Origin of the sequence: Oceanimonas sp. CAM02 (assembly GCF_032842915.1) — a bacterium.
GTDB lineage: Bacteria > Pseudomonadota > Gammaproteobacteria > Enterobacterales > Aeromonadaceae > Oceanimonas > Oceanimonas smirnovii.
This window is the reverse complement of record NZ_JAWJBK010000022.1, coordinates 14,080-40,929: the sequence shown is the minus strand read 5'-3', so window position 1 is coordinate 40,929 and position 26,850 is coordinate 14,080. Positions and strand designations below refer to the sequence as shown.

The 26,850-nt window shown below is 55.9% G+C and carries 27 protein-coding genes; 9 read left to right on the top strand and 18 right to left on the bottom strand.

The features are described 5' to 3' along the window. Positions 1 to 122: 122 nt before the first annotated feature. Complete coding sequence (locus R0I78_RS07175; RefSeq protein ID WP_317074839.1) at positions 123 to 731, bottom strand: TetR/AcrR family transcriptional regulator; 609 nt, start codon at positions 729 to 731, stop codon at positions 123 to 125. Positions 732 to 798: 67 nt separating this feature from the next. Between R0I78_RS07175 and R0I78_RS07170 the strand changes: the two genes are divergently transcribed. Beyond that, positions 799 to 1,440: a glutathione S-transferase family protein gene (locus tag R0I78_RS07170; protein ID WP_317074838.1), complete on the top strand. Its 642-nt coding sequence runs from the start codon at positions 799 to 801 to the stop codon at positions 1,438 to 1,440. 49 nt (positions 1,441 to 1,489) lie between these two features. Here the strand turns inward: R0I78_RS07170 and R0I78_RS07165 are convergent, their stop codons facing one another. After that, complete coding sequence (locus R0I78_RS07165; protein WP_317074837.1) at positions 1,490 to 2,422, bottom strand: sodium-dependent bicarbonate transport family permease; 933 nt, start codon at positions 2,420 to 2,422, stop codon at positions 1,490 to 1,492. A gap of 186 nt (positions 2,423 to 2,608) precedes the next feature. Between R0I78_RS07165 and R0I78_RS07160 the strand changes: the two genes are divergently transcribed. Further along, positions 2,609 to 3,565, top strand: coding sequence for a LysR family transcriptional regulator (locus R0I78_RS07160; protein WP_317074836.1), 957 nt, complete (start codon positions 2,609 to 2,611; stop codon positions 3,563 to 3,565). Between the two features lie 9 nt (positions 3,566 to 3,574). Here the strand turns inward: R0I78_RS07160 and R0I78_RS07155 are convergent, their stop codons facing one another. From R0I78_RS07155 to R0I78_RS07145, 3 genes are all read right to left on the bottom strand, one after another. Next, positions 3,575 to 4,339: an NRDE family protein gene (locus R0I78_RS07155; protein WP_317074835.1), complete on the bottom strand. Its 765-nt coding sequence runs from the start codon at positions 4,337 to 4,339 to the stop codon at positions 3,575 to 3,577. A gap of 46 nt (positions 4,340 to 4,385) precedes the next feature. Continuing rightward, on the bottom strand, positions 4,386 to 5,225 hold the full coding sequence (locus tag R0I78_RS07150) for a DNA ligase (protein WP_317074834.1): 840 nt from the start codon (positions 5,223 to 5,225) through the stop codon (positions 4,386 to 4,388). 67 nt (positions 5,226 to 5,292) lie between these two features. Continuing rightward, positions 5,293 to 6,501, bottom strand: coding sequence for a CynX/NimT family MFS transporter (locus R0I78_RS07145; RefSeq protein WP_019934912.1), 1,209 nt, complete (start codon positions 6,499 to 6,501; stop codon positions 5,293 to 5,295). Positions 6,502 to 6,656: 155 nt separating this feature from the next. Here R0I78_RS07145 and mobA point away from each other — a divergent pair, with 155 nt between their 5' ends. Beyond that, positions 6,657 to 7,247, top strand: coding sequence for a molybdenum cofactor guanylyltransferase MobA (mobA, locus tag R0I78_RS07140; RefSeq protein WP_317074844.1), 591 nt, complete (start codon positions 6,657 to 6,659; stop codon positions 7,245 to 7,247). A gap of 44 nt (positions 7,248 to 7,291) precedes the next feature. On the opposite strand, the gene R0I78_RS07135 is transcribed toward mobA, so the two are convergent. Next, complete coding sequence (locus tag R0I78_RS07135; RefSeq protein WP_019934914.1) at positions 7,292 to 7,846, bottom strand: NAD(P)H nitroreductase; 555 nt, start codon at positions 7,844 to 7,846, stop codon at positions 7,292 to 7,294. A gap of 58 nt (positions 7,847 to 7,904) precedes the next feature. After that, positions 7,905 to 9,911 carry an NADPH-dependent 2,4-dienoyl-CoA reductase gene (locus R0I78_RS07130; protein WP_317074833.1) on the bottom strand — a complete coding sequence of 669 codons (2,007 nt, stop codon included), beginning with the start codon at positions 9,909 to 9,911 and terminating at the stop codon, positions 7,905 to 7,907. Between the two features lie 182 nt (positions 9,912 to 10,093). On the opposite strand from R0I78_RS07130, the gene sppA reads away from it, so the two are divergent. After that, complete coding sequence (sppA, locus tag R0I78_RS07125; RefSeq protein ID WP_317074832.1) at positions 10,094 to 11,929, top strand: signal peptide peptidase SppA; 1,836 nt, start codon at positions 10,094 to 10,096, stop codon at positions 11,927 to 11,929. Then, a complete protein-coding gene (ansA, locus tag R0I78_RS07120; RefSeq protein WP_317074831.1) occupies positions 11,929 to 12,948 on the top strand; it encodes an asparaginase in 1,020 nt (339 codons plus the stop codon). The genes sppA and ansA overlap by 1 nt, the downstream gene beginning before the upstream one ends. Before the next feature lie 67 nt (positions 12,949 to 13,015). On the opposite strand, the gene R0I78_RS07115 is transcribed toward ansA, so the two are convergent. The 8 genes from R0I78_RS07115 to R0I78_RS07080 form a co-directional block, all read right to left on the bottom strand. Continuing rightward, on the bottom strand, positions 13,016 to 13,219 hold the full coding sequence (locus R0I78_RS07115) for a cold-shock protein (RefSeq protein ID WP_317074830.1): 204 nt from the start codon (positions 13,217 to 13,219) through the stop codon (positions 13,016 to 13,018). A gap of 255 nt (positions 13,220 to 13,474) precedes the next feature. Continuing rightward, positions 13,475 to 16,702 carry a carbamoyl-phosphate synthase large subunit gene (gene carB / locus R0I78_RS07110; protein ID WP_317074829.1) on the bottom strand — a complete coding sequence of 1,076 codons (3,228 nt, stop codon included), beginning with the start codon at positions 16,700 to 16,702 and terminating at the stop codon, positions 13,475 to 13,477. A 16-nt stretch (positions 16,703 to 16,718) separates the two neighbouring features. Further along, positions 16,719 to 17,855, bottom strand: coding sequence for a glutamine-hydrolyzing carbamoyl-phosphate synthase small subunit (gene carA / locus R0I78_RS07105; protein WP_317074828.1), 1,137 nt, complete (start codon positions 17,853 to 17,855; stop codon positions 16,719 to 16,721). Positions 17,856 to 18,260: 405 nt separating this feature from the next. Further along, entirely contained in the window at positions 18,261 to 19,073 is an 813-nt protein-coding gene (gene dapB / locus R0I78_RS07100) for a 4-hydroxy-tetrahydrodipicolinate reductase (RefSeq protein WP_317074827.1), read from the bottom strand. A gap of 136 nt (positions 19,074 to 19,209) precedes the next feature. Then, positions 19,210 to 19,821, bottom strand: coding sequence for an FKBP-type peptidyl-prolyl cis-trans isomerase (locus R0I78_RS07095; protein WP_317074826.1), 612 nt, complete (start codon positions 19,819 to 19,821; stop codon positions 19,210 to 19,212). Positions 19,822 to 19,865: 44 nt separating this feature from the next. Continuing rightward, entirely contained in the window at positions 19,866 to 20,792 is a 927-nt protein-coding gene (locus R0I78_RS07090; protein ID WP_317074825.1) for an ROK family protein, read from the bottom strand. Continuing rightward, entirely contained in the window at positions 20,792 to 21,565 is a 774-nt protein-coding gene (locus R0I78_RS07085; RefSeq protein ID WP_317074824.1) for a M48 family metallopeptidase, read from the bottom strand. Before R0I78_RS07085 ends, R0I78_RS07090 begins: the two co-directional genes overlap by 1 nt. A gap of 140 nt (positions 21,566 to 21,705) precedes the next feature. Then, complete coding sequence (locus R0I78_RS07080) at positions 21,706 to 21,957, bottom strand: helix-turn-helix domain-containing protein (RefSeq protein ID WP_019934925.1); 252 nt, start codon at positions 21,955 to 21,957, stop codon at positions 21,706 to 21,708. 355 nt (positions 21,958 to 22,312) lie between these two features. Here R0I78_RS07080 and R0I78_RS07075 point away from each other — a divergent pair, with 355 nt between their 5' ends. The 3 genes from R0I78_RS07075 (at position 22,313) to purU (ending at position 24,703) form a co-directional block, all read left to right on the top strand. Further along, the gene (locus tag R0I78_RS07075; RefSeq protein ID WP_019934926.1) at positions 22,313 to 23,263 is read left to right on the top strand and encodes an OmpA family protein; all 951 of its coding nucleotides are present in this window, start codon (positions 22,313 to 22,315) and stop codon (positions 23,261 to 23,263) included. Between the two features lie 111 nt (positions 23,264 to 23,374). Next, positions 23,375 to 23,839 (top strand): YchJ family protein, encoded by a 465-nt coding sequence (locus tag R0I78_RS07070; protein WP_317074823.1) that lies wholly within the window; start codon positions 23,375 to 23,377, stop codon positions 23,837 to 23,839. Positions 23,840 to 23,866: 27 nt separating this feature from the next. Beyond that, a complete protein-coding gene (gene purU, locus R0I78_RS07065) occupies positions 23,867 to 24,703 on the top strand; it encodes a formyltetrahydrofolate deformylase (RefSeq protein ID WP_019934928.1) in 837 nt (278 codons plus the stop codon). A gap of 139 nt (positions 24,704 to 24,842) precedes the next feature. On the opposite strand, the gene R0I78_RS07060 is transcribed toward purU, so the two are convergent. Then, positions 24,843 to 25,133, bottom strand: coding sequence for a DUF1244 domain-containing protein (locus R0I78_RS07060; protein WP_317074822.1), 291 nt, complete (start codon positions 25,131 to 25,133; stop codon positions 24,843 to 24,845). Between the two features lie 68 nt (positions 25,134 to 25,201). Here R0I78_RS07060 and yfbR point away from each other — a divergent pair, with 68 nt between their 5' ends. Next, on the top strand, positions 25,202 to 25,795 hold the full coding sequence (gene yfbR / locus R0I78_RS07055; RefSeq protein WP_317074821.1) for a 5'-deoxynucleotidase: 594 nt from the start codon (positions 25,202 to 25,204) through the stop codon (positions 25,793 to 25,795). A 39-nt stretch (positions 25,796 to 25,834) separates the two neighbouring features. Here yfbR and R0I78_RS07050 read toward each other — a convergent pair whose 3' ends face one another. After that, positions 25,835 to 26,365, bottom strand: a complete 531-nt coding sequence (locus R0I78_RS07050) for a DUF3833 domain-containing protein (RefSeq protein WP_317074820.1) — start codon at positions 26,363 to 26,365, stop codon at positions 25,835 to 25,837. 1 nt (position 26,366) lies between these two features. Then, positions 26,367 to 26,849: a chalcone isomerase family protein gene (locus R0I78_RS07045; protein WP_019934932.1), complete on the bottom strand. Its 483-nt coding sequence runs from the start codon at positions 26,847 to 26,849 to the stop codon at positions 26,367 to 26,369. Position 26,850 lies beyond the last annotated feature (1 nt).

The window sequence follows — 26,850 nt, the reverse complement described above, 5'->3', positions numbered from 1 at the left end:
CCATCCATGGCATTTAATGGTCGGCTACGGCAATCCCCGCTGCCACTTCGTGAAATTAATGCATTGCCTGTCTAAAAGTTCTGGGTTGAAATGACCGTAACGATTCCCAACATTTGGAACAGCTATTTATTCCTATGAGGAGAGAGCGTTTTTCGTTCATCAAGAGCCCCGTCACAGCAGGCTTCCAGCACAGCCAGGGATAAATCGGGATCATTCAAGGCCTTTGCCACTGCAACCCCTCCCACCATCAATACCATGATTCTTAACGTTGACGCATCCATGGGCTGGTGAGAGCTGTCGGCAACTTTTTTGGCTAATTCCTTGAAAATAGATGTATAACTTTCTCTTATCAGCTGATCCTGCTGTCCAATATCAGACACCAGAAACGCCAGCGGGCATCCGCCTTTCTCCTGACTAAGGTGCTCTGTACTCAGATAACCACGAATTAACGCATCCGCATTTGAAGGGTGCTTTTCGCCCATCTGCTGGGCACGGAAGACGATGGCCTCGGCATAAAGCTCCCGTTTGGAGTTGAAATGAGCATAAAAGGCACCGCGGGTCAGGCCTGCTGACGCCATCACTTGATCAATACTGACACCGGAAAACCCCTTTTCAGTAAAAAGCTCGCCGGCGCTATAAAGAATACGGTTACGTGTTTCAGCACGATGTTCGCTGGGCCAGGACATAATGCTCTCCTCTAGATACCAGCCAATACTCTGCCATGCTTTCAAAATATGTTCTTTAACATATTTTGAACTGAACACACACTGACCACGAGTATCAAACAAGGAGAGTGTTATGGAACCCAATGTCTATATTTTCGGCCCTGCCTTCAGCAGCTTTGTTCGCTCGGTCATGCTGTGTTGCGAAGAAAAAGGCATTTCCTACCGCTATGGCATGTCCCCCAAGGGGCAGAGCATCAGGTTCAAAAGCTCCGAACACCGAACTATTCACCCCTATGGCAAGGTCCCTGCGCTGCTGCACAATGAAAGGGTACTGTTTGAGACCAGCACTATCTGTCGCTATCTCGATGCCTGTTTTGCAGGGCCAGCCCTGCAACCCGATAGCATTCTGGAACGGGCGCAGCTGGATGAACGCTGCGCCGAAATTTCCATTTACATTGACCAGACACTGATCAGGGATCTGGTACTGGAATTCGCCTTTCCCAAGGGACCTGAGGGAAAAATAAGACAGGAGCGAATAGATAAAACACTGCCGGCGGCACGGCAAACACTGCAAAGACTCACAACTCTGCTCGGTGAACATCCTTTTATCTGCGGCCAAAACTACACCATAGCGGATGCTCTGCTGACCCCCGTTCTGGACTATGTAGAACTCCTTCCCATTGGCAAGGAGCTTGTCGGAACCGGGCGTTTGCAAGGCTACTTGAATAGAATGCGGGCCCGGCCCTCTGGTATGAAGGTGCTCAATATCAGGTAAGTCACTCTGATTAAAACGCCCCTGCGTATCTCACTCAGAGGCGCATCACTCAAGCCGCCAGCCAGCGGGCGTAGAGGGGGACGCCGATAAGTACGTTAAAGGGAAAGGTCACCGCCAGTGAGGCCAGCATGGCCAGACCAATATCGGCCTTTTCAATGGAAGCCCCGATGGCGGCTGGTGCTGCGATATAAGAGGCACTGGCCACCAGCGCTACCAGAATAAGGGCACTGCCCGCGGGCAGATCAAGGGCTGAGGCTACCAGTGCGCCCAGGCTAGCCAGCGCCAGTGGGGCCAGCAGCGCAAACAGCATCACAGGCCAACGCTTCCAGGGCACAGGAGTGAGCGCTTTGGCGGCACACAGGCCCATTTCCAGCAAAAACAGCGCCAGCAGCGCCTTGAAGGCATGAATAAACAGCTCACTCACCGGTGCCGCCCGCTCGGGGCCATAAAAGTAACCAATCAGCACACCACCGGTGAGCAGCACTACCCCGCGGCTGGTCAACGCTTCATGCCAGACGCTGCCGCTGCTTACACCGCCTTCCTGCCCCGAGAGGCGCTTGTACAATGAGATGGCCACAATAATGGCGGGCAGCTCCAGCAACACCAGATAAAGCGTGGTTTCCGGCGCAATCTCCAGCTGCAGGGTCTGAGCATAAGCCAGGGCCACCGCAAAGGTACCGGCACTGACAGAGCCGTAGTGGGCGGCGAGGCTGGCGCTGTTGGCCCTGTCCAGACGCAGCAACCGGCGCGCCAGCGGGTAACACGCCAGCGGAATTAATACGCCCAGTGACGCCACCGCCAGCAGCTCGGGCACAAGCTGCCAGTGCAGATTGCCATGCAGTGACAAGCCGCCCTTGAAGCCGATGGTCAGCATCAGCAGTATCCCCAGCGTATCGTAAGCCGCCTTGGGCACCTGTAAGTCGGAGCGGGCCAGCCCCGCCACCACGCCCAGCGCAAAAAACGCCACCACTATGTCTGGCATATGATTCCTCTCTATGCTTGTTAGGCACAACTAAGCCTGCAACAGGGTCAAAGACCTGCTGGTATGGAAAACGGCTTGTGAATATGTGTTCCGGCCGAAGCCGGCTTTGAAAAGTAGGGCCATTTTGCGCTGGCTTCGTTATAGTTGCCAATAAATGTTACATAACACTTATATAGATAATACTCCATGAATGTTCGTCATCTGACCTTTCGCCTGCTGCAGGTGTATGTGACAGTGGTGCGGCTGGGTTCGGTATCCCGGGCTGCCGCCGAGCTGCATCTGACCCAGCCCACCGTGTCCCAGCAGCTTAAACGGCTGGCCGAAGCCGTGGGTGAGCCCCTGCTGGATACCAGAATGAAACCCACTTTTATCGGCACCGAGCTGTATCATGCGGCACTGGAGTCACTGTCGCGCTTTGAAGATTTTGGCGGTTTTCTGCAGGACGCCCGCCAGGGTACCCGTGGCAGCTTCAGCATTGGCGTGGTGACCACCGCCAAATACATATTGCCCCGGCTGCTGGGGCCCTTTAACCGCCAGTTTCCGGGAGTGGAAGTGTCCATCAGCGTGGGCAACCGGGGTTATATTCTGGAGCGCCATCGCCACCAGCAGGATGATGTTTATTTATTCAGCCATCCTCCCACCGGTGAGCACACCCTGAGTGGCCGTTTTATTCATAATCCGCTGGTGCTGATCACACCGCCGGATCACTGGGCGGTGAAGAAACCACCGGTGACTTTTGCCGAACTGCTTAATGAACGTTTTTTATTGCGTGAGCCGGGCAGTGCCACCCGGCTGGTGTTTGAAGAATGGCTGCGCAAGCGTAATTTGCAGCTGAAGCGGGTGATGCAGGTAGAAAGCAACGAAGTCATTCGCATGAGCGTGGAGCAGGGGCTGGGGCTGGCGGTGCTGTCAGAGCATACGCTGGAAGGCGAGCACCGGCTGGGCCGCCCCGCCCTGCCGGAATTTCCGCTCTCCAGCCACTGGTATCTGGTGTGCCATGGCAACCGCCGCCTGCCCTACGCCGCCGCCAATTTTGTGCGTTTTATCAACGACCACCTGGCCGCCTGTGTCAAGGAAAGCTACATAGACAAGGATCTGGCCGCCCTGCTTGGGCATATTAATAAGCCGGGAAATAAACCATGAATGCGGCGTTCAAGTAAGCGCGTCGAGCCGCCATCCGGCTCTGCTTGTTTCCAGCATGCTGCCCTGTGGCCCCCGTCCCTGCTCGGTGATGGTTACCCGGCTACGTTCAACCTGCAGCACCGTCTGGGCCCGGGTACCGTAGTCGTCACCGGTGATAAATATCGACGACAGCCGCCGCTCAAGCTCAAAGGGAATGCCGGTGTCGGGCAGGCGGCCATCGGGTGCCTGAGTAGCGTCGCTCAGCAGCGCCAGTGGTGCTTTTTCGTCCTTGTGATCAAGGGCTGCCAGCCCGCGCTTCAGCCGCAGCGTCTTGGGCCAGGGAGTATTGAGCAGGCCATTGGACAAGCCGTATATTCCCGGGTCAAGAGCATAAGCCGGTGCGCCGGTCCGGTTGCCGCCATAATAGAGTTCGCCCTTCAATACATCCCCTGCCAGCAGGTTAAAGCCGGCATAATCATGCCCGTGTTGCAGCATTTGCTGCATATACTCGGCCGGCCCCTGCTGACCGGTAAGAAAACCGGTCACCAGCTCACCCCGGCTGCGTTTTCCGGCCCGAGGCGCACCTTCACGGACATTGGTAAGGGCGGCAAAGCGGCCGGCACGGGTGATGCCAAGCCAGGTACCACCAGCCTGCAGATCCCGCCCGGCCCAAAGGTAAGGCTGGTCCGGCCACCAGCGGGCCGGCTCGGTGGGGCGGGCATAAAACTCATCCCGGTTGGCCAGCAGTAACAAACGGCCCTCGGCCGGTTGCCAGTTAAAGGCGATCAAACACAAAACGGCGTTCCTTCTTGATGTTCACGGGCCCGTCACCATGCCAGTGTCAGGGTGCGTCTTCACGCACTCGCCAGAAGCTGGCAAAGCGGGGCAAGCCGGTGGCGGTTTCGCCCCGGTAACGATAAGTCACCGTGCTGCCCAAAGCCGGCGGATTGCGTCTTTGCTCATCACTGAACCCGGTGCCCAGCTTGAAGCGACGGCCATCGTCGGTTTCCACCAATAAAGCGCCCATCATGCCGGTATATTTTCCCTGTCCGGGCAGATAGGCCAGCACTGTGGCCTCGGCATCCTGAAACTGCTTTAATTTCAGCAGGTTCTGATTACGGCCGGCGGTATAAAGCGCCTGACGATGATGCAGCATCAGGCCTTCTCCGCCCTGGGCGTTAATCTCATCCAGCAAAGCGGCCAACGCAGTGGCATCGCTCACCCGCTGTTGGGTGACCCACTGCAGCCAGGGCACATTCAGGGAAGCAATCTGCTGCTTAAGTTGTTCTGAGCGCTGCTCAAACGGTCTCTTGCTGTCAGGGGTGTCAAATACCATAAAACGGATCCGACGCCATTCCTCATCTTGCGGTTCAAACCGGCGTACCGCCGCCGACAACTCGGCAAACCGGCCCCGCCCCAGCCAGAGCTCGCCGTCCAGCGGCGTATCGGGAAAACCTTCAATAAACCACCCGGGCACCGCAAAAACGTTGCCGGCCCGGGACATTAACTCACGGCCATTCCAGTATGCCCGCACCCCATCCAGTTTTTCGCTGACCAGAAAATCCGCCGGGTTATAGTGCGGCGCATACTCAGATGCCAGCTGCAGCGGCGGTGCGTCCGCCAGTGCCGACAAGGCCGGCGTCAGCCACAACAAAGACAGGAACAGCGATTCGGGTTTCATCACAATCTCCTTAATAGCCCACTCACAATGTGTGCGGCAAAGTCTAGCCGCTGGGCAACAAAGCAGATTATTTATCCTGATCGGGCACCACATTTACGGGTCGTGAGGCCAGCAAGCCACAGACAAGCTGTACACACTGCAGCACCATCATGAGTACCAGTGCCGTTTGCCAGCCGCCTTCCCAGTCCCGCATAAGCCCCAGCGCTGCCGGGCCGGTAGCCGCCAGCAAATAACCAATGCTCTGAGCCATGGCCGACAGCGCCGTGGCCTGAGCGGTATTGGTGGCACGCAGCACAAAAAACGACAGCGCCAGACTCAGGGCACCGCCACAGCCGATGCCGATCAGCGAGGCCCACAGCAGAGGGGCGGTAGCAGGCTGCCACCAAAGGCCGGCAATGCCGGTAAAGGAAGCCAGAAAAATACCCAGCACCAGAGTACGCTGATTAGCCATGCGCGCCGCCATTATCGGCACCAGAAAATTGAATGGAATGCTCACCAGATTAATCAGGGCGGTGGCTGTACCCGCATCATGGGCAGTCAGGCCGCTTTCCAGCAGAATTTTCGGCAGCCAGGTGGCCATGGAATAAAAATAAAACGACTGCAGCCCCATATAAAAGGTAATGGCCCAGGCAATTTTGCTGCGCCACAGGCTGACTTTTAGCGGATTGGCAGGCTTGCCCACACCTTTTACCTTCACCATGGGCAGCCAGAACAAGATGCACAGCACCGGCAACAGCGCCCACAGTGCCACCGGATAGTGCCAGTGGCCAAAACGCTCCAGCAGCGGCACTGCCAGATACACTCCCAGTCCGGCTCCGGCGCTCAGGGTGACCGAATAAAGCCCCGTCATCAGCCCCACCTTGCGGGGGAAAAAGGCTTTTACCAGACCGGGGATCAGCACATTCAGCAGGGCAATGGCGGCCCCCAACAATAGGGTGCCCAAGAGCACTACTGGGTAGTTATTTACCAGTCTCAGCAAAACGCCCAGGCTGATAATCAGCAAACCGCCGATGGCCAAGGTCTGGGGAGCCCAGCGCCGTGACAAGGCCGGCACACACAGGGAAATAATACCAAAGCAGATCAGTGGCAGCGTAGTCAGCAAACTGAAGGCGCTGGCGCTGATGTTGAGCCCTTCACGAATCTGCTCTACCAGCGGTCCCACCACCACCAGGCCGCCACGCAGATTGGCGGCAGCCAGCAGCAGAGCAATTACCGCCAGGGCAGCAACAAAAGGACGCCCGTAAAAAGGGTCGTCCGACACGGAAGGAGCACTCATTATTGTTATACCTTATTGATGATTAACGACCCATGGTAAAAGTGATAAGGCCTGGACTCAAGCCATTAAAATTACTGGCTTATGTGACCACAGCACTCCGTTTTTATACGGCAACCAGTTACCATTCATTGAAAAGCACCTGACTGGATTGAATGATGCTGGATCCCAAAGACATTACTGCTGTTATTCTGGCCGGAGGCCGGGGCCTGCGCATGCAGGGAGCCGATAAGGGGCTGCTGACATTGTGGGGGCAACCGCTGGTCTGCCATTTACTGGCGCGGCTGAAGCCACAAACCGGACAGGTAATGATCAACGCCAATCGCAACCTGGCGCAATATCGCGAGCTGGCAACCGTTATTCCCGACAGTGAACTGTCTTATGCCGGTCCGCTTGCTGGCTTTCAGGCCGGACTGGCTCACGCTCCCAGCGAGTGGGTACTGTTTGTACCCTGCGACAGCCCGCTGATCCCGGATTGCCTGGCCGCCCGCCTGTGTGCCGCCGTGCACCGCCATGATGATATTGCCGTGGTGGATGACGGCACTCAGCTGCATGCGGCCACTGCGCTCATTCATCAGTCGCTGCTGCCTTCCCTGTGCAACTATCTGGATGGCGGCGATCGTAAGCTACAGCTCTGGTTTGAGCAGCACCGGCTGGTACCGGTGGACTTTAGTGACATGCCCGAAGCCTTTTATAACCTCAATACTCCCGACGCACTGCAGGCGCTGGAAGCCAGCAAAGCCCCATAAAAAATGCCGGCAGCGGCCGGCATCTGAGCGGCAAGTTGGCGTTTTTAACGGCCGAAGTAACGCACAAACTGGGCCGGATCGCGCTCGGGCAGCCGGCGTACTTCCACTTCCGGCGTGCCCAGATAGAGAAAGCCCACTATCTGATCCTGCTCTTCAAGACCCAGATCACGGTGAACACCGCGATCAAAGGCAAACCAGCCGGTGCGCCAGATGCCGTTAAAGCCCATGCTCTGGGCCGCCATCTGCATGGCCATCAGGGCACAGCCGGCAGACAGCTCCTGCTCAAGACGCGGCACCTTGCCGTGCTCTTTCACCTTGGCCACCACAGTGATCACCATGGGCGCACGCAAGGGAGCATGGCGGGCCTTGTCGATGGCATCTTCACTTTCGCCCTGAGCTTTGGCAGCAGCGGCCAGTACATCACCCAGAGCGTTGCGCTGCTCGCCTTCAAACACAATAAATTCCCAGGGGGTCAGCCCGGCATGATCCGGTGCCCGCAGGCCGGCACGAAACAGGGTATTGAGCTGCTCACCGGCGGGGGCCGGCGCAATCAGACGAGGGTTGGAATGGCGGTTCAGTAACAGTTCCTGTGCGTCCATGATGTTCTCCTGTATTCAGACCGCGCTACCATAACAGCCCGAAGGCCGGTCATAAAGGCTATATGCGCAGTGCCAGCGCTGTGCCCTGGCGAATGGCGCGCTCGGCATCCAGCTCGGCAGCCACATGGGCTCCGCCAATGACATGTACCGGCTTGCCGGTCTGCTCAAGGGCGGCGTTCAGGCTTTGCTCGGGCTCCTGGCCAGCACAAATCACCACCTGATCCACCGGCAGGCATTCTGCTGTGCCATTGCGCTCTATATGCAGCCCCTGATCGTCAATGCGGGTGTAAGTGACACCGCCCCAAAGATGCACACCATGGTGGCGCAACCCGGCCTTGTGGATCCAGCCGGTGGTTTTGCCCTGCCCTCGCCCCGGCTCCTGGGGCTTGCGCTGCAACAGCCACACCTGCCGCCCGGGCTCGGGCGTATACGCCGGCATCAGGCCGCCGGGCTGACGATATTGGCGATCAATGCCCCACGCCTGTAACCAGTCATTCAGGCTTGGCTCAGGCTCGGCCACCAGAAAATGGGCCAGATCCACGCCTATGCCGCCGGCACCGATAATGGCCACATTGCGTCCGGGCATCACCTCACCGCTTAATATCTGGATGTAGCTGACCACGCTCGGGTGCTGAATGCCCTCAAGTTTCGGCCACCTGGGCCGGACACCGGTGGCCAGAATCACCTCGTCAAAGTCCGCCAGCATGGGCACTTCAGCCCGAGTATTCAGCCGCAGGGTCACACCGGTTTGCTGCAATCTATGGGTAAAATAGCGCAGCGTCTCGGTAAACTCGCTTTTGCCGGGAATGCGCCGGGCATAATTAAACTGGCCGCCAATCACACCGCTTTGCTCGAACAGCGTGACGGTATGCCCCCGCTCGGCAGCGGTGCAGGCAAAGGCCAGGCCGGCGGGTCCGGCCCCCACCACCGCCAGCTTTTTGGCATGCTTGGCAGGAGTGACCGTCAGCTCGGTTTCATAACAGGCAAAGGGATTGACCAGACAACTGGCACGCTTACCATTAAATACGCGATCCAGACAGGCCTGATTACAGGCAATGCAGGTATTGATGCGCTCCGGCATGCCGGCGGCGGCTTTGGCCACAAAACGCGCATCGGCCAGAAAGGGCCGGGCCATACAGATCAGATCGGCCTGGCCGCTGGCCAGAATCTGCTCCGCCACCTCGGGCGTATTAATGCGGTTGGTGGCCACCACCGGTATGGTCAGCTGCTGTTTGATGCGTTCGGTAATCCAGCTGAAGGCCCCTCTGGGCACACAGGTGGCAATGGTGGGAATGTGTGCCTCATGCCAGCCGATGCCGGTATTGATAAGGGTAACGCCGGCCTGCTCCAGCGCTTGTCCAAGGGCAATTACCTCTTCCAGGCTGGAGCCCTGCTCCACCAGATCCAGCATGGACAGCCGAAAGATAATAATAAAGTTTTGTCCCGCCCGGGCACGGACAGCACGGACTATGTCCAGCGCCAGTCTGTGGCGGTTGGCGGCACTGCCGCCCCAGGCATCGGTTCTTTTATTGGTGCGTGAACACAGAAACTGATTAATGAGATAGCCTTCCGAGCCCATGATTTCCACGCCGTCGTATCCTGCCTGCTTTGCCAGGCTTGCTGTATCAGCAAAGTCGGCAATGCAACGGCGAATGCGGCGCTCACTCATGGCACTGGCAGAGAACCGGCTGATCGGGGATTTACCTGCCGAGGGTGCCTCGGCAAAAGGATGAAAGGCATAGCGGCCCGCATGCAATATCTGCAGAGCAATTTTGCTGCCCGCCTCATGCACGGCTGTGGTGAGCTTGCGATGACGGGCCAGCTGCCAGCAAAAACTCAGCTGGGCCGCATTGGGTGCCAGCCGGCCGCGAACGCTGGGGGCGATGCCGCCGGTAATAATCAGTCCCACACCGCCCTCGGCCCGCGCACGGTAAAAGGCCACCAGCTTGTCAACGCCGCCGCGTTCTTCTTCCAGACCAGTATGCATGGATCCCATGATCACGCGGTTTTTCAGAGTAGTAAAACCCAGATCCAGAGCAGACAACAAATGAGGATAGGCAGGCATAAACTCTCTCGGTAATCAAAGGAAAGGCCTGATTAAATTAGAAGATGCCAGCACAAATTTCAAACACGTGTTTAACTCATTTTTTCGTGAAGTTGTCTTCGTTTACCATCGCTGACCGTGGCATTGTGACCATGCTGCCGCCATAATGGACTAATTCGACCCTCTTGTTTAAGGCGCTGTTTATGTGGTCTGCCATTAAATGGATATTTCGCACTCTGGGCCGAGTGCTGAGCATCTTTCGCTCTCTGATCGTCAACCTGTTTTTTTTATTGGGGCTGTTGGGTTTCTTCGTAATATTTTTTGGCGAAAAAGAGGCACCGGTGCTGCCCTCCAGTGCTGCGCTGACACTGGAAATAAACGGTCCCGTGCTGGAGCAGGATATTCAAAGCAGTCCGCGCCGCCTGTTCAACAAATGGCTGGCCGGCGACAGCGCTCCCCCGCCGCTGACTCTGGAGCAAATCAAGCAGGCACTTGCTGCAGCCCGCCACGATGACAGCATCAAGGCGGTCGTGCTCAGACTACAGAACATGACAGAGTCAAGTTTGACCAAACTGGATGAAATCGGCGCTGCTCTGGAAAGCTTTAAAACGTCAGGCAAGCCAGTCTACGCCATTGGCGATTATTACACTCAGGGCCAGTATTACCTGGCGGCTCATGCCGATGAGATCTGGCTGAATCCGGCCGGTGCCGTCACCATTCAGGGGCTGGGCGTATACCGGCTGCATTACAAATCATCCTTTGAGCGTTTTGATATTACGCCCCATGTGTTCAGAGTGGGCACTTACAAGTCGTTTGTGGAGCCCTATCTGCGCGATGACATGTCCGCTGAGAGCCGGGAAGACGCACTGCGCTGGCTGGGCCAGCTGTGGCAGCATTATCAGGATAATGTGAGCACACTGCGTAATATTCCTGCTGATCATATCAGCCCGGGCAAGGAGTTGCTGCTAAGCCGCTTTCGGGCAGTAGGTGGTGATCCGGCCCAGTATGCACTGGAACAGGGACTGGTAGATAAACTGGCTACTCGTCATGACATGCTGGTGGAAGTGAGTAAGGTAGCCGGCTGGGATCATGCCGCCGGCACCTATCAAAGCGTGGGTGTAAGCCGCTATCTGACCTACGCTGCTAACGAGAAAAGCACAGCTCCCGCCATTGGTCTGATTACCGCCAGTGGTGCCATTATGGGCGGAGAGCCGGCACCTAATACCATCAATGATGAACAGCTGTCCCGCCTGATTGACCGCGCCCGCCGTGACAATGAGCTGAATGCACTGGTACTTCGCATCGACAGCCCCGGCGGCAGTGCCTTTGCCGCCGAGCAGATCCGCGCTGCCTTGCTGCGCTTCAAGGAAAGCGGCAAGCCGCTGGTGGTGTCCATGGGCAGCACAGCCGCCTCGGGAGGCTACTGGATTGCCGCCGACGCCGATAAAATCTATGCCGCCCCCACCACCCTCACCGGCTCCATTGGCGTATTTGGTCTGTTTCTTACCTTTGAAGACGCGCTGGAAAAGCTGGGCCTGAATACCGATGGCGTGGGCACTACCGACTTTGTCGGTGCCGGCCTGACCACCGGCCTGCCCGAGCATGCCCAGGAGCTGATCCAGCTGGGTGTAGAGCACACCTACGATCAATTTGTCACCCTGGTGTCAAAAGGACGTGAACTTGAGCCCAAGCAGGTGGAAGCCGCCGCTCAGGGCCATGTATGGACCGGCAGTGATGCTCAGGCCCTGGGGCTGGTCGATGAGCTGGGGTATCTTGATGATGCCCTGGCCGGTGCCGCCGAGCTGGCTGGCTTGGGTGAATACCGGATAAAACCGGTACAACTGCCCCGCTCTCCTAAAGAGCTGCTGATGGCTCAGCTGCTGGACTCCAGACTGGATGCACAGGCGCTGCTTCAGACCGCTCTGCCCGAGGTACTACGACCGGCGGCTGAGCAACTGAATAACGAGCTGAATACCCTGAGCCAGTTTAACGATATCCGTGGCCAGTATGTGCTGTGTGTTGAGTGTCAGGAGTTTTAATGAGCCGCAAAAAAATCTATATCGCCTACACCGGCGGCACCATCGGCATGCAGAAATCCGCCAGGGGCTATGTGCCCCTGGCGGGCTTTATGACTGACAGTCTGGCCGCCACCCCCGAACTGCACCGGCCGGAAATGCCTGCTTATCATATCAGTGAGTATGATCCCTTAATTGACTCTTCAGACATGACCCCTGCCGACTGGCAGCACATTGCTGATGATATTCGTGCTCACTACGACGAGTATGACGGCTTTGTGGTGCTGCACGGCACCGATACCATGGCATTTACCGCTTCTGCGCTGTCTTTCATGCTGGAAGATCTGGACAAGCCGGTAATCGTGACCGGCTCACAAATTCCGCTGGTAGAGCTACGCTCAGACGGCCGCAATAATCTGCTGAATGCGCTTTATATTGCTGCCGAATACCCCATTCATGAGGTGGGCCTGTTCTTTAATAACCAGCTGTACCGGGGTAACCGGGCCAGCAAGGTGCACGCCGATGGCTTTAATGCCTTTGACTCGCCCAACTTTCCGCCTCTGCTCAATGCCGGTATTCATATCAGTCTTGAGGCGGGCAGGCTAAGTCAGTCCAGCGGCAAGCCGCTTACCGTCAGTGCCATTACGCCTCAGCCCATTGGGGTGGTCACGCTCTATCCGGGGATCAGTGCAGAGGTCATCGCCAACCTGCTGCGCCAGCCGGTGAAGGCCCTGCTGCTGCTGTCTTACGGCGTGGGTAATGCTCCCCAGAGCACAGCCATGCTGGAGCTGCTGAGTGAAGCGTCGGCACGGGGAGTGATCATTGTGAACCTCACGCAATGCCGCCGCGGCTCGGTCAACATGGAAGGCTATGCGCCCGGTAAGGCACTGGCTAACGCCGGTGTGCTGTCGGGCTATGACATGACCACGGAAGCCGCTCTGACCAAACTGCATTATCTGCTGAGCAAAAATCTGCCGGCTGATGAAGTGCGCCGGCTGATGGGGCAAAGCCTCAGGGGCGAGCTGACGGCACCCGCCGGCTGACCCGGGCCTGAAACGTAAAAAACCCGCCGAAGCGGGTTTTTTTAGGTTTTAAATCATTTAAAAATGATTACAGAACCTGAATCTGAGAAGCCTGAGGACCCTTGGCACCCTCAGCCGGGGTGTAGGATACCTGCTGACCTTCGGCCAGGGTTTTAAAGCCGGTGCCAACGATTTCGGAGAAATGGGCAAACAGATCTTTGCCGCCGTCAGCGGGAGTGATGAAACCAAAACCTTTGGACTCGTTGAACCATTTTACAGTGCCAGTAGCCATGTATACTTTCCTTTTAAAACATATGAATGGGCAAATGCCCGGAACCGCAATAAATCAAATAAGGAAGCGTGGTGACTATGGAGCCGTAAGGACCAACAAAGTACTGATGCTGCGCTGACTTGAGAATCTTGCTGAGGTGCACTCTACGGTAGTGGAGGCATGGCGTCAAACACTATCGACAAATAAACTGAATGTTTTTTGTACAGCACTAAAAAAGGCACCCGAAGGTGCCTTTTGACTTCAAGTGACCCCGGCTTATTTGCCGCTGGCCACCCGGGCATGCATTTCCTGTACGGAAATGACTGACTCGGTAGCGTCGTGCTCCATGGCCATCACGGTGGCAAAACCACCATTCAGGGTCGTGGTGTAAGACAGCTTCTGCGCCAGCGCGCCGCGGCGCAGCTGACGGGAGTCTTCAATAGCCTGACGACCTTCCGCGGTGTTAATAATGTAGGTGTACTCATTGTTCTTGATGCGATCAAGAATATGCGGACGACCTTCATGCACCTTGTTCACCAGGCGCGGATTGATATTGGCTTCACCCAATACCACGGCGGTGCCGTGGGTGGCATCAATCTGATAACCGGCGGCAATCAGGCTGGCGGCCAGGTCAACCACCCGCTGCTTGTCGCTGTGACGCACAGACAGCAGCGCACGGCCTTCCTTCGGTACGGCCTTGCCGGCACCCAGGTGAGCTTTGCCAAAGGCTTCAGCAAAGGTTTCACCCACGCCCATCACCTCACCGGTAGAGCGCATTTCCGGGCCCAGCAGCGGATCAACGCCGGGGAACTTGTTAAACGGCAGCACCACTTCCTTCACGGAGTAGTAAGGCGGAATAATTTCCTCGGTCACGCCCTGCTCCGCCAGCGACTTGCCGGCCATGGCGCGGGCTGCCACCTTGGCCAGGGGCACACCGGTGGCCTTGGACACGAAGGGCACGGTACGGGCGGCACGGGGGTTGACCTCGATGAGGTAAATATCGTTGCCCTTGACCGCGAACTGCACGTTCATCAGGCCAACAACGCCCAGCTCCAGTGCCAGCTTGCGTACCTGCTCACGCATCTCGTCCTGAATGGACTGGCTCAGGGTATAGGGAGGCAGTGAACAACCGGAGTCACCGGAGTGAACGCCGGCCTGCTCGATGTGCTCCATGATGCCGCCAATCACCACGTCCTTGCCGTCGCAGATGGCATCTACGTCTACCTCGGTAGCGTCATCCAGGAAGCGGTCCAGCAGTACCGGCGACTCGTTGGATACACTGACCGCTTCGTTGAAGTAGCGGCGCAGATCCTGCTCGTCATAAACGATTTCCATGGCGCGGCCACCCAGTACATAGGACGGACGCACCACCAGCGGATAACCGATATCAACAGCCAGATTTACGGCCTGATCCAGAGCGGTCACAGTCGCATTCTGAGGCTGCTTGAGGCCCAGACGATCCACCGCCTGCTGGAAGCGCTCGCGGTCTTCAGCCCGGTCAATGGCGTCGGGGCTGGTGCCGATAATAGGCACACCGGCTGCTTCCAGAGCGCGTGCCAGTTTCAGCGGAGTCTGACCGCCGTACTGCACGATCACGCCCTTGGGCTGCTCGACCCGTACGATTTCCAGCACGTCTTCCAGGGTCACCGGCTCAAAATAGAGACGGTCGGAGGTGTCGTAGTCGGTGGAGACGGTCTCGGGGTTACAGTTGACCATAATGGTCTCGTAACCGTCTTCACGCAGTGCCAGAGAAGCGTGCACGCAGCAATAGTCGAACTCGATACCCTGACCAATACGGTTGGGGCCGCCACCCAGTACGATAATTTTGTCTTTATCGGACGGATTGGCCTCACACTCTTCGTCGTAGCTGGAGTACATATAGGCGGTGTTGGTGGCAAACTCGGCGGCACAGGTATCCACCCGCTTGTATACCGGGAAGATTTCATGGCGGTGACGCAGCTTGCGCACTTCGCCTTCGGCCACGCCCAGCAGCTTGCCCAGACGGGCATCGGCAAAGCCCTTGCGCTTGAGGGCGCGCAGCAGCTCGGGAGTCAGGCCGGCCATACCAGCGTCTTTTACCTGTTCTTCCAGCTTCACCAGCTCTTCAATCTGCACCAGGAACCAGCGGTCAACGTTGGTCAGCTTGAACACACCGTCCACGCTCATGCCGGCACGGAAAGCATCGGCGATGTACCAGATACGCTCGGCACCCGGATCCTGCAGCTCATGGCGAATGCGCGCCAGGCTTTCCGGATCGTTCAGGTCAACAATGGGATCAAAGCCGTTCATGCCGGTTTCCAGGCCGCGCAGGGCTTTCTGCACTGACTCCTGGAAGTTGCGGCCGATGGCCATGACTTCACCCACCGACTTCATTTGTGTGGTCAGGCGATCGTTGGTACCGGCAAACTTTTCAAAGTTAAAGCGCGGAACCTTGGTCACCACATAATCGATGGCCGGCTCAAAGGATGCCGGAGTGCGGCCGCCGGTAATGTCGTTCTGCAGCTCGTCCAGGGTGTAACCGACAGCCAGCTTGGCGGCAATTTTGGCGATGGGAAAACCGGTGGCCTTGGAGGCCAGCGCGGAAGAGCGGGACACACGGGGGTTCATCTCGATGATGACCATGCGGCCGTCTTTGGGGTTCACACCAAACTGCACGTTGGAACCGCCGGTTTCCACACCAATTTCACGCAGCACCGCCATGGAGGCGTTGCGCATCAGCTGGTATTCCTTGTCGGTCAGGGTCTGGGCCGGCGCCACTGTGATGGAGTCACCGGTGTGCACACCCATGGCGTCGAAGTTTTCAATGGCACAGACGATGATGCAGTTATCATTGCGATCCCGCACCACTTCCATCTCGTACTCTTTCCAGCCGATCAGGGATTCGTCGATCAGCAGCTCGTTGGTGGGCGACAGGTCCAGACCACGAGTACAAATTTCTTCAAATTCTTCCCGGTTGTAGGCAATGCCGCCACCGGTGCCGCCCATGGTGAAGCTGGGGCGAATGATACAGGGGAAACCCACCTGATCCAGCACACCGTAGGCTTCGTCCATATTATGGGCAATGCCGGCACGGGGGCATTCCAGGCCGATGCTCTTCATCGCCTTGTCAAAGCGGTAGCGGTCTTCGGCCTTGTCGATGGCGTCGGCGGTAGCACCGATCATTTCCACGCCGAACTCTTTCAGCACACCGTGCTTTTCCAGCTCCAGCGCACAGTTCAGTGCGGTCTGGCCACCCATGGTGGGCAGCACCGCATCCGGCCGCTCCTTCTCGATGATTTTGCGCACTACCTGCCAGTCGATGGGCTCGATATAAGTGGCATCGGCCATCTCTGGATCGGTCATGATGGTGGCCGGGTTGGAGTTGACCAGAATGACGCGATAACCTTCTTCGCGCAGGGCCTTGCAGGCCTGGGCACCGGAGTAGTCGAATTCACAGGCCTGGCCGATCACAATGGGGCCGGCACCCAGGATCAGAATGCTCTGTATGTCTGTACGTTTTGGCATGTCTCTACCCTACTCCTTATGCGCGGTATTTCTTGATCAGTTCGATAAAATGATCGAACAGGTTGGCGGCCTCGTGCGGGCCCGGACTGGCTTCCGGGTGTCCCTGAAAAGAGAACGCCGGCTTGTCGGTGCGATGCATGCCCTGCAGGGTGCCGTCAAACAGCGACACATGGGTAGCGCGCAGGTTCTCGGGCAGGGTGTCGCCGTCTACCGCAAAGCCGTGGTTCTGTGAGGTGATCATCACCACATCACGATCCAGATCCTTCACCGGGTGGTTGGCGCCATGATGGCCGTGACCCATTTTCACGGTCTTGGCACCACTGGCCAGTCCCAGCAGCTGGTGACCGAGGCAAATGCCGAACACCGGAATCTCGGTCTCGAGGAAGGTCTTGATGGCCTCAATGGCATAGTTACAGGGCTCGGGGTCGCCGGGACCGTTGGACAGGAAAATGCCGTCCGGATCCATGGCCAGCACTTCTGACGCCGGGGTCTGGGCAGGAACCACGGTCAGGCGGCAGCCGCGATCTACCAGCATGCGCAGAATATTGCGCTTGGCACCGAAGTCGTAAGCCACCACATGGTAGGGCAGCTCGGCGTCGGTGGGCTGGCTGTGGCCCAGGCCCAGCTGCCAGCTGCCTTCACGCCATTCATAGGCGGCAGCCGTGGTGACTTCCTTGGCCAGGTCCATCCCCTTGAGGCCCGGAAAGTCTTTGGCTTCGGCCAGTGCCTTGGCTTCATCCAGATTGCTGCCGGCCAGAATGCATCCGGCCATGGAGCCTTTCTCACGCAGAACGCGGGTCAGCTTACGAGTATCGATATCGGCAATACCCACTATATTGTGAGCTTTGAGGTAATCGGACAGGGTGCGCTGGTTACGAAAGCTGGAAGCGATAATGGGAAGATCGCGAATAATCAGACCCTGAGCCTGAATCCGGTCGGATTCTTCATCTTCGGCGTTAGTGCCGGTATTGCCTATATGAGGATAAGTGAGCGTGACGATTTGGCGTGCATAGGAAGGATCGGTAAGGATTTCCTGGTATCCCGTCATTGACGTGTTAAATACCACCTCACCAACGGAACATCCGTCGGCGCCAATGGCTGTACCGTGGAAGACCGAGCCATCTTCCAATACGAGCAGCGCTGAGTGATTCAAGACAACCTCCAAGTTAATTCTTATAAATCAACAATTTACCTGGCTGTCCCGAGCTACAGACAAAAAAATTTTACTGCATCTCGGCTAATACTGGGCAAATTCTGTGTATTTTATCTGTACCAGCGGTTTTCGACAAACTTTTTTGTGAACCAAAACACTGAAAGTCGAAAAAATCACCTGTGACAGCATAAAAATTCAGAATAACAGTATAAAAAGAAAGGGGAAAACCATCAAAACAGAATAAATAACACTTTGGCCCAAACAATCAAAAAAACGCCTGATTTTATTTAAAAATAAAAATAAAAAACTTTACAAACAAACACTTACCAAAATGTAAATAAAAAAAGCATTCCACCTTCATGCGCACAGCGCCGGCGGAATGCTTTTTTCTGGCAATATTGCTGCTTATTTAAGCCCCAACACATCCTGCATATCAAAAATGCCTGCTGGCTGGACAGCAATCCAGGCTGCTGCCCGCACAGCACCGTTGGCGAAGGTCAGCCGGTTGGACGCCTTATGCGTGATCTCGACCCGCTCACCAATGTCGGCAAATAAAGCAGTATGCTCGCCGACCACATCGCCGGCACGAATGGTGGCAAAGCCAATGGTGTTTGGATCCCGCTCACCGGTAATGCCTTCCCGGCCGTAAACGGCACACTCTTTAAGATCACGACCGAGTGTATTGGCAATCACCTCGCCCATGCTCAGTGCCGTACCGGAGGGAGCATCTACCTTATGGCGATGATGCGCTTCGATAATTTCAATATCGGTATAATCACCCATGACTTTTGCCGCCTGCTCCAGCAGCTTGAACACCAAATTAACGCCCACACTGTAATTGGAGGCAATCACCATGGCAGTATCAGCGGCGGCAGCCTGGATCTCGGCTTTCTGCTCATCGGTAAAGCCGGTGGTGCCGATCACCAGACGCTTGCCGTACTCTTGCGCCAGGGCAATATTGGTCAGAGTCGCTTCGGGGCGGGTAAAGTCGATGATCACATCCACATTATCAATAGTTTCAGCCAGGCTGGCTGTCACCGGTACATTGAGCCGGCCTACATTGGCCAGTTCACCGGCATCGGCACCCAGCACACTGGAGCCGGCATGCTCAATGGCCGCGGTCAGCACCACGCCCTCGGTGTTGGTCACGGACTCTACCAGTACCTTGCCCATACGTCCGTTGCAGCCGGCAATGGCGATGCGAACCGGATTACTCATGTTATTTTCCCTTTTATCATTGGCCATATTGCGATAGTTATGCAGTTTGCCAGAATGCGCTTTCCTTGCAAATTACACAAACGTAAACCGGGCATAAAAAAACCGGCCGAGGCCGGTTTTTTCAGACTGTCTGAAATCAGGCGATTTCAAGCAGCTCAACTTCAAATACCAGGGTGGAGCACGGTGGGATAGAGCCGGCACCCTGCTCGCCGTAGGCCAGGTGATGAGGAACGAACAGCTTCCACTTGGAGCCAACCGGCATCAGCTGCAGTGCTTCTACCCAGCCCTTGATCACGCCATTTACCGGGAACTGAGCCGGTTCACCGCGCAGTACGGAACTGTCAAATACAGAGCCATCGGTAAAGGTACCGTGATAGTGCACACGCACAGTATCGGTTTCGGCAGGCTTGGCACCGTTACCGGCAGTCAGTACTTCGTACTGCAGACCAGATTCGGTTTGCTGCACTTCGGTACGCTCGGCATTGGCGGCCAGGAAAGCAGCTTCTTCTTCCTTTGCTTTGGCGGACTGAGAAGCCTGCTCGGCTTTCATACGCTCGGTGATCACGCCAAAAGCAGCGTTGATGTCTTCCCGGGATACGGCAAACTCTTCACCGTTGAGGGAGTCGGCCAGACCTTGTTGTACGGCGGCAATGTTCAGCCCTTCAAACGGCTGCTGGGCCAGCTGATCACCGATCTGACGGCCGATGCCATAGCTGGCTTTCTGTTCTACTGTCTCGTAAGACGACATGGAATTCCCTCTGTGTTTGAGTGCAAAGATGCCATGCTAACAAATTACGCCAGTGAGCTGAACGCCCAATCGGGTTGCCTGGCCAATAATGCCGCACCCCGGACGCCACCGGCCCCGCCGAACACGGGTCCATAAACCGGTGGCGCTTGCATACCGGTCATCAGGCAGGCAGGCAGGCGCGAAGCCAGGGCCTGATACAAAGCCGGGGTTTCACTGATGCCACCGCCAAGCACAATGGCATCGGGGTCAAGCTGCGTGATCAGGGTTCCCAGTCCGGAAGACAGTATATCCAGATAGACGTTCATGCAGGTGGTTGCTCTGGCATCTCCTTCAAGCCAGGAGTCCATCAGCTGCTGGCCTGTTTGCTCGCTGCCTGTATATTGCGCCAGCCGGGCCAGACCAGTACCGGAAACATAGGTTTCCAGACAGGCAATACGGCCGCAGCCACAGGCATAAAGAGGCAGTCCGGGATAACGGGCCAGCACATCGGCCCCCACAGGTCCGTGGCCAAATTCACCACAGCCGAAACGGCGTCCGCTGATCAGGCAGCCTTTATGGATAAGCGCGCCACCTACTCCGGTCCCAAGGGTCAGACCCAGCGCCAGTTCTTTTCCAGCCACGGCACCACCGTGAGACTCCGAGAGCAAAAAGCAGTTGGCATCATTGTTGCCATAAACGGGCCGTTCCAGCCGCAGCTGCAGATCACCAAGCAGATTACGGCCATGAATAGCGGGTACGTTGGGTGCCAGTACAGCCCCCTTTTCATTTTGAATACCGGGAAACCCAAACCCAACCGGCATTTTGGCACCAAAATGACTGTCAGCACGCTGGATCTGCTCAGTGATCAGTGCCAAAAAGGCGTCATAATCGTCTTTTGGCGTGGCATGCACCTCGGCAAGCTGCGGGTGAAGCTTGTCATCATAGGCAGCGAAAGCAATTTTTGTACCACCGATATCAAAACCGTAGATCATCAGCGGTCACACGCCGGCTGCTTGCCCTGTGCCCGGGCCTGCATATAAAGCGTGCGGGCTTCCGGCAGCAGGTCCGACAACCCCTGTATACGGGTGCCATGGGCAGGATGAGTAGAAAGTAATTCCGGCGGCTGATTACCGGATTCAGCAGCAGCCATGTTGCGCCACAGGGCAATGGCCTGCTCCGGATCAAACCCTGCCTGAGCCATTAACTGTAAGCCCAGTTTGTCTGCTTCGGCTTCCTGCTCTCGACCATAAGGCAACAGGTAACCTACCTGCACTCCCAGACCCAGCGCAGCCATGGCCGACTCTCTTACACCAGACTGACCCAGGGCGGCATCGGCGGCAGTCAACCCGATGTTGGCAAGCTGAGTGCGTGACACGCGCTCGTTGCTGTGCCGGGCAAGTACGTGAGCAATCTCGTGCCCGATAACAGCGGCAAGCTGATCCTGGCTATTGGCAACCTTAAGCAGACCGGTATAGACACCGATATTCCCGCCCGGCAGTGCAAAGGCATTAATTTGTTCGGAATCAAATAACACCACTTCCCACTGATTAGCGCCGGGTAGCGTGGCGGTCAGCTGGCTGGTCACGCACTGCACATAACGATTAAGACCGCGATCAGTGCTGATACGCTCCTGCTCCTTGAGCTGGGTGAACGACTGCTCACCCAGCTGTTGCATGTCGTTTTCGGAAAATAGCAGCACCTGGCTGCGGCCGGTAGGAGACTGAGTGCAGGCTGTTAATGCACCCAGTACGAAAGCCAGAATCATTACTCGCACCGCTTTACCCTCAACTATGCCAAAATTTCATTTTTTAGCATAACTGCCGGCTTACACAAGCGGTAAACAGACTCGAACGCATTATTTTGACGAAAACGCTGCCGTCCGCTTCATTGCGTCAGAAGGTGTCATCACTCCGGGCCAATCTGACCTGCTTCAGGCACAGTGGTGCCAGCCAGCAGCCAAAGAGTATATTTGTGCAGCTCCGGATGTTGTGCCAGCGCCACCAGAAAGGCACCGCCGACTTCCCGATACCCCAGCTCATAATTCTTTAGGGTCGTGGGCGGAACCTGCAGCAACTCGGCAAACTTGGGCCGGCTGAGCCCCATGGCTTCGCGTATTTTACGGATTTTTTGTCCGACCAGACTGGTATCAGGATTCATAATCTTGCTACTCCTCATTATGCAGATTACGACACAAGGTTGTGTTCACCCTTTAGTTTAACACTGCTGAACAGACTCGTTATGAACTGAGTGAAATTTATTCAACAAAAAAACTGGCACAACAGCGTTTAAGACAAACCATTACCCTGATACCAACTTTTAACGCAGCTGATATCAGACTTGTTACCCCAAACTGGGGCATTATTGAGCACGCATACCTTGTTAGAGCCTGTTAAACACGCTAATCTGGTTTCGCGTGGGTATGCTGATAACACCTATAACACGCATCACATATGCGAATTAAAGAATATTATGTCAGCAACCATTTAAAACTCATTTGAATGAGGAATAAAAAATGAAAAAGACAGTGGCTCCTACAGTTCTGGCAGTGGCTCTTGCCGCTGGTTTGTCCACCAATGTAATGGCAAACGACTGGTACATCGGTGGTGGTGCAGGTTTGGCAAACTTTGAAGACATTCAGGACAACCTGCCTGCCGTCAAAGACGAAACCGGCTCCATCAATGCTTTTGCAGGTTATAACTTTAACCAGTACTTTGGTGCTGAAGCAGGCTATACCCTGTTCAACGGTGGTGCGACCCGTACCCACAACGCCAACATTTCTGCTATTGGCCGTTATCCGCTGAGTCCCAAGCTTTCCGTATTTGGTGAAGCTGGTGCCTGGGGCTGGCGCTCCGTTCGCGCTATCAACCACGATGGCATTTCTCCCATGGCTGGTCTGGGTGTAACTTACCAGGTGACTGATCTGGTTGATGTACAGGCTCGCTATCGTCGTATCGAAAATGTTGGTGACCTCGCTGACAACGGTTACGAAAGTGACGTGAACAACTTCATGGTTGAGTTTGTTCTGCACCCTAACCGTCGCAAAGCCGCCCCGGCACCTGCTCCGGTAGCTCCGCAGCCTCAGCCTGAAGTGACTTACGAAACCCGTACTGTGACTGCAGACGGCTCTGTTTACTTTGCTTTTGACAGTTCAGCTCTGTCTGCTGACTCCCGTGCCACTCTGGACGAAGTTGCGGCCTTTGCTGCCCAGAATCCGGACTATCAGATTGAACTGGCCGGCTATGCTGACCGTCTGGGCAGCGCCGAATACAACCGCAAGCTGTCTGAGCGCCGTGCGCTGGCCGCCAAGGAATATCTGGTAAACCAGGGCGTAGCTGCACAAAACATTCAGACCGCCTGGTACGGTGAAGAGCTGGCTCAGGGCGTAACTGATGCCGAGCGTCAGCGCGACCGTCGTGTAGATGCCAAAGGCCAGGCCAGCATCCAGGTTGAAATCGTTGAATAACACAGCCTGTTACTACCCGTGAAAAAACGGCCCTGAGGGGCCGTTTTTGTTTTCTCACTGGCAGGCATAATCTGGCATACTTGCTGTTTATCTTCACCTGGAGCAGTCCTGATGCAATGTTACTGTGACAGCAAACTTACTTTTGCCGACTGCTGCCAGCCTTTTCTGGCAGGCAGGCTGGCAGCTCCAACGCCTCTGGCGCTGATGCGCTCACGCTACAGCGCCTACCGGCTGGGACAAGGTGACTATCTGGTCAGTACCTGGCACCCGGATACACTGGGTAAACTGGATGCCACTGCCCTTGCCGACTCAGGGCTGAATACCGACTGGCTCGGCCTCACAATTGTTTTTGCCAGAGGCACAAATAAAGACCACGAGGGCGAGGTGGAGTTTAAAGTACGTTACCGTGAAAACGGACGTGTAGTACTGCTGCATGAGCGCTCTCTTTTTGTGCGACTGAACCAGAATTGGGTATATCACTCCGGCGTGCATAACCCGCCCAAAGCCGGCCCTAACCTGCCCTGCCCCTGTGGCAGCGGAAAAAAGTACAAGCACTGCTGCAGCCGCCGTTATTAAGGCTTAATCAACAACAAGAAGACACTGATGGAACGTAAAATTCTGCTGAGTCACTGCCCGGACGCCCGGGGACTTATCTCTAAAATTACTAATATTTGTTATAAGCATCAGCTTAACATTGTACGTAATGCTGAGTTTGTGGATCACGATAACGGCCACTTCTTTATGCGTACCGAGCTGGAAGGCCGCTTTAATGATGTTACTCTGCTGGCAGATCTGAACGAAGCCCTGCCGGAAGGCGGCCAAAATCGTCTGGTACCTGCAGGCAGCAAACGGGTCGTGATACTGGTAACCAGGGAAGCCCATTGTCTGGGTGATATTCTGATGAAACACTTCAGTGGTGCCATGAATATCGACATAGTGGCAGTGGCCGGCAACTATGACACCCTGCAGTCACTGACCGAAAAGTTTGATATTCCTTACCACACTGTGTCTCACGAGGGTCTTAACCGCGCTGAGCACGAGCGTCTGCTGACCGAGGTGATAGACAGCTACGATCCCGACTATGTGGTGCTGGCCAAGTATATGCGCATCCTTAGCCCGGAGTTCGTGGCTCGTTACAACAAGCGCATCATTAATATTCACCACTCTTTTCTTCCCGCCTTTATCGGTGCTAGCCCTTATCGTCAGGCCTATGAGCGGGGTGTAAAGATGATTGGCGCCACCGCCCATTTCGTCACCGACGATCTGGACGAAGGCCCGATTATCGAGCAGGACGTGACTCACGTCAGTCACGCATATTCTGCCGAAGACATGGCAAGAGCCGGCCGGGATGTGGAGAAATCAGTATTGAGCCGGGCACTCAACCTGGTGCTGGAAGAAAGAGTATTCGTCTACGGTAACCGTACTGTGGTGTTTAAATAACCCCCTTCGGGGGAGCTGTAATCCCCCTTGGGGAGCTGTAAGCCGTAAGCTGTCAGCTATAAGTGACGGTGCTTGATGGCTCACAGCTGTGTTTGTAAATGCCTGGCTGACAGCTTAAAGCTGGCCGCTTACAGCTATATTATTTGTGGCTTTTCTCAAAGGCGGCCTTTTGCTCTGGGGTCGCTTCCTGCTGGTATTTATCCTTCCACTCACTGTAGGGCATGCCGTATATCTGCTCACGGGCCTGATCGTAGTTCATCTCTACTCCCTGCGCTTCAGCGGCGGCCAGATACCATTTACTCAGGCAGTTGCGACAAAAACCGGCCAGGTTCATCAGATCGATATTCTGCACATCCTTACGCTTGTCCAGATGCGTTATCAGGGCACGAAAAGCAGCAGCTTCAAGTTCGGTCTGAGTTTGCTTGTCCATCGTCTTCTCCATTTGCTGTTGAAGTGTCATTATAACGGCTAGTAAGACAAACCTCATGAGGCAACGCCATGAAACGCAGTCACTTTTTCGCCCAAATGGCACGAATGAAGCTGATCCAGCGCTGGCCGCTGATGCGCAACACGGTTCCCGAGAACGTGGCTGAGCACAGTCTGCAGGTGGCCATGGTCGCTCATGCTCTGGTGATAATTAAAAATACTCTGTTTGATGGCAAGCTCGATCCCGGCACCGCCGTTATGCGCGCCCTCTATCATGACGCCAGCGAAGTGCTGACCGGGGATTTACCCACCCCGGTAAAGTATTTCAACCAGGACATTGCCAGTGCCTACAAGGCCATAGAGCAAAATGCCGAGCAAAGCCTGCTGACCATGCTGCCAGCCGAGCTGCGCACGGCCTATGAGCCCTTGATAGGTGGCCACGTGGAAGACGACTACAGCCCGCTGGTGAAGTCAGCCGATATTCTCTGCGCCTATCTCAAATGCGAGGAAGAGCTGTCGGCGGGAAACCGGGAGTTTGCCAAGGCACGGGAGCGCCTCACCGCCATGCTGGATGCCCGCATGAATGACGAAATCCGCTACTTTCTCGACGTATTCGTACCCAGCTTTTCCCTGTCCCTGGATGAAATCTCCACGCCGGGGTTTTGAGTAAAAACGTGAGGAGTGAGGAGTTGATGTTTTTTCTCCTCATATAGCGGCTTTGCGTTCAATCCATAGAGTTACTTCGCCGACCCTGAAGCCCCATTTGGTCATTTCAGCCCGGTTAATCAGGCGGTTTTCATCCAGCAGATACATCCAGTCGTTGAAGTTGATATTCCACACCTTACCGTCTACGGGCACCGCCAGGGTATAACGCCAGTTCAGGGCATAACCTTCAGTTCGTCCTTCCGCCGGTGTTACCACATCACCGGCGGTGCCGGTATAGCGGCCGTCGGGGTGCTTTTCCAGCTTCCATACCCGGCGCTGCTGCTCGCCGTCATCATAGAAAAAGTCCTCTTCCAGCACACCTTTGTTGCCTTCCCAGCTGGCCACCATATCCACCTTGAAGCGACGCAGAACTTGACCGGCTCTGTCCTGCACCATGCCGTAGGCCACCAGCTCACCGGTAAAAAACCGATCCAGCTCCAGCGCCGGTGTGGTGCCGGCATAATCTTCAATTTTGCTGCTGCAGGAGCTCAACAAGGGCAGCAGTGCCAGTAATATCAGCAATATTTTCATCTCAGCCTCCTTTCAGCTGTCGGGTAAGTTGCGGATCGCGGCTGTCGGCAGACAGCCAGATAGCCAGAAACGCCGGAGCAAACGCCGGATCATCTATGCTGCCCAGCAGACGCCAGTTGAAGTAAAACCGGCTTACGCCATCTTCATCCACCCGCAATACCAGCTCGTCATTGGTGCGTACCGAGGGCCAGAGTTGCTCCAGCTGACGGGGCCACTCCTGTTTCCAGCTCACGCCCAGTCGCTGCCATTCTTCCACGGTAGCGGTCAGCAGATCCTGCTTGTCGATATTGCGCTGATAGCGAAGTGACAGCGCCTGCGGATAACCATCGGGCTGATAACGGCCGTTTTCGCTATAAAACCGGGCCTGATACAGGTCCCAGAACAGCCAGCTCATTTTTCCCTGTCCTACCAGAGTAAGATCGGAAACCGGGCTGGCAAACACAGGGGCCGCCAGTAACAGCAGTAAAAAACAAAGCTTTTTCATG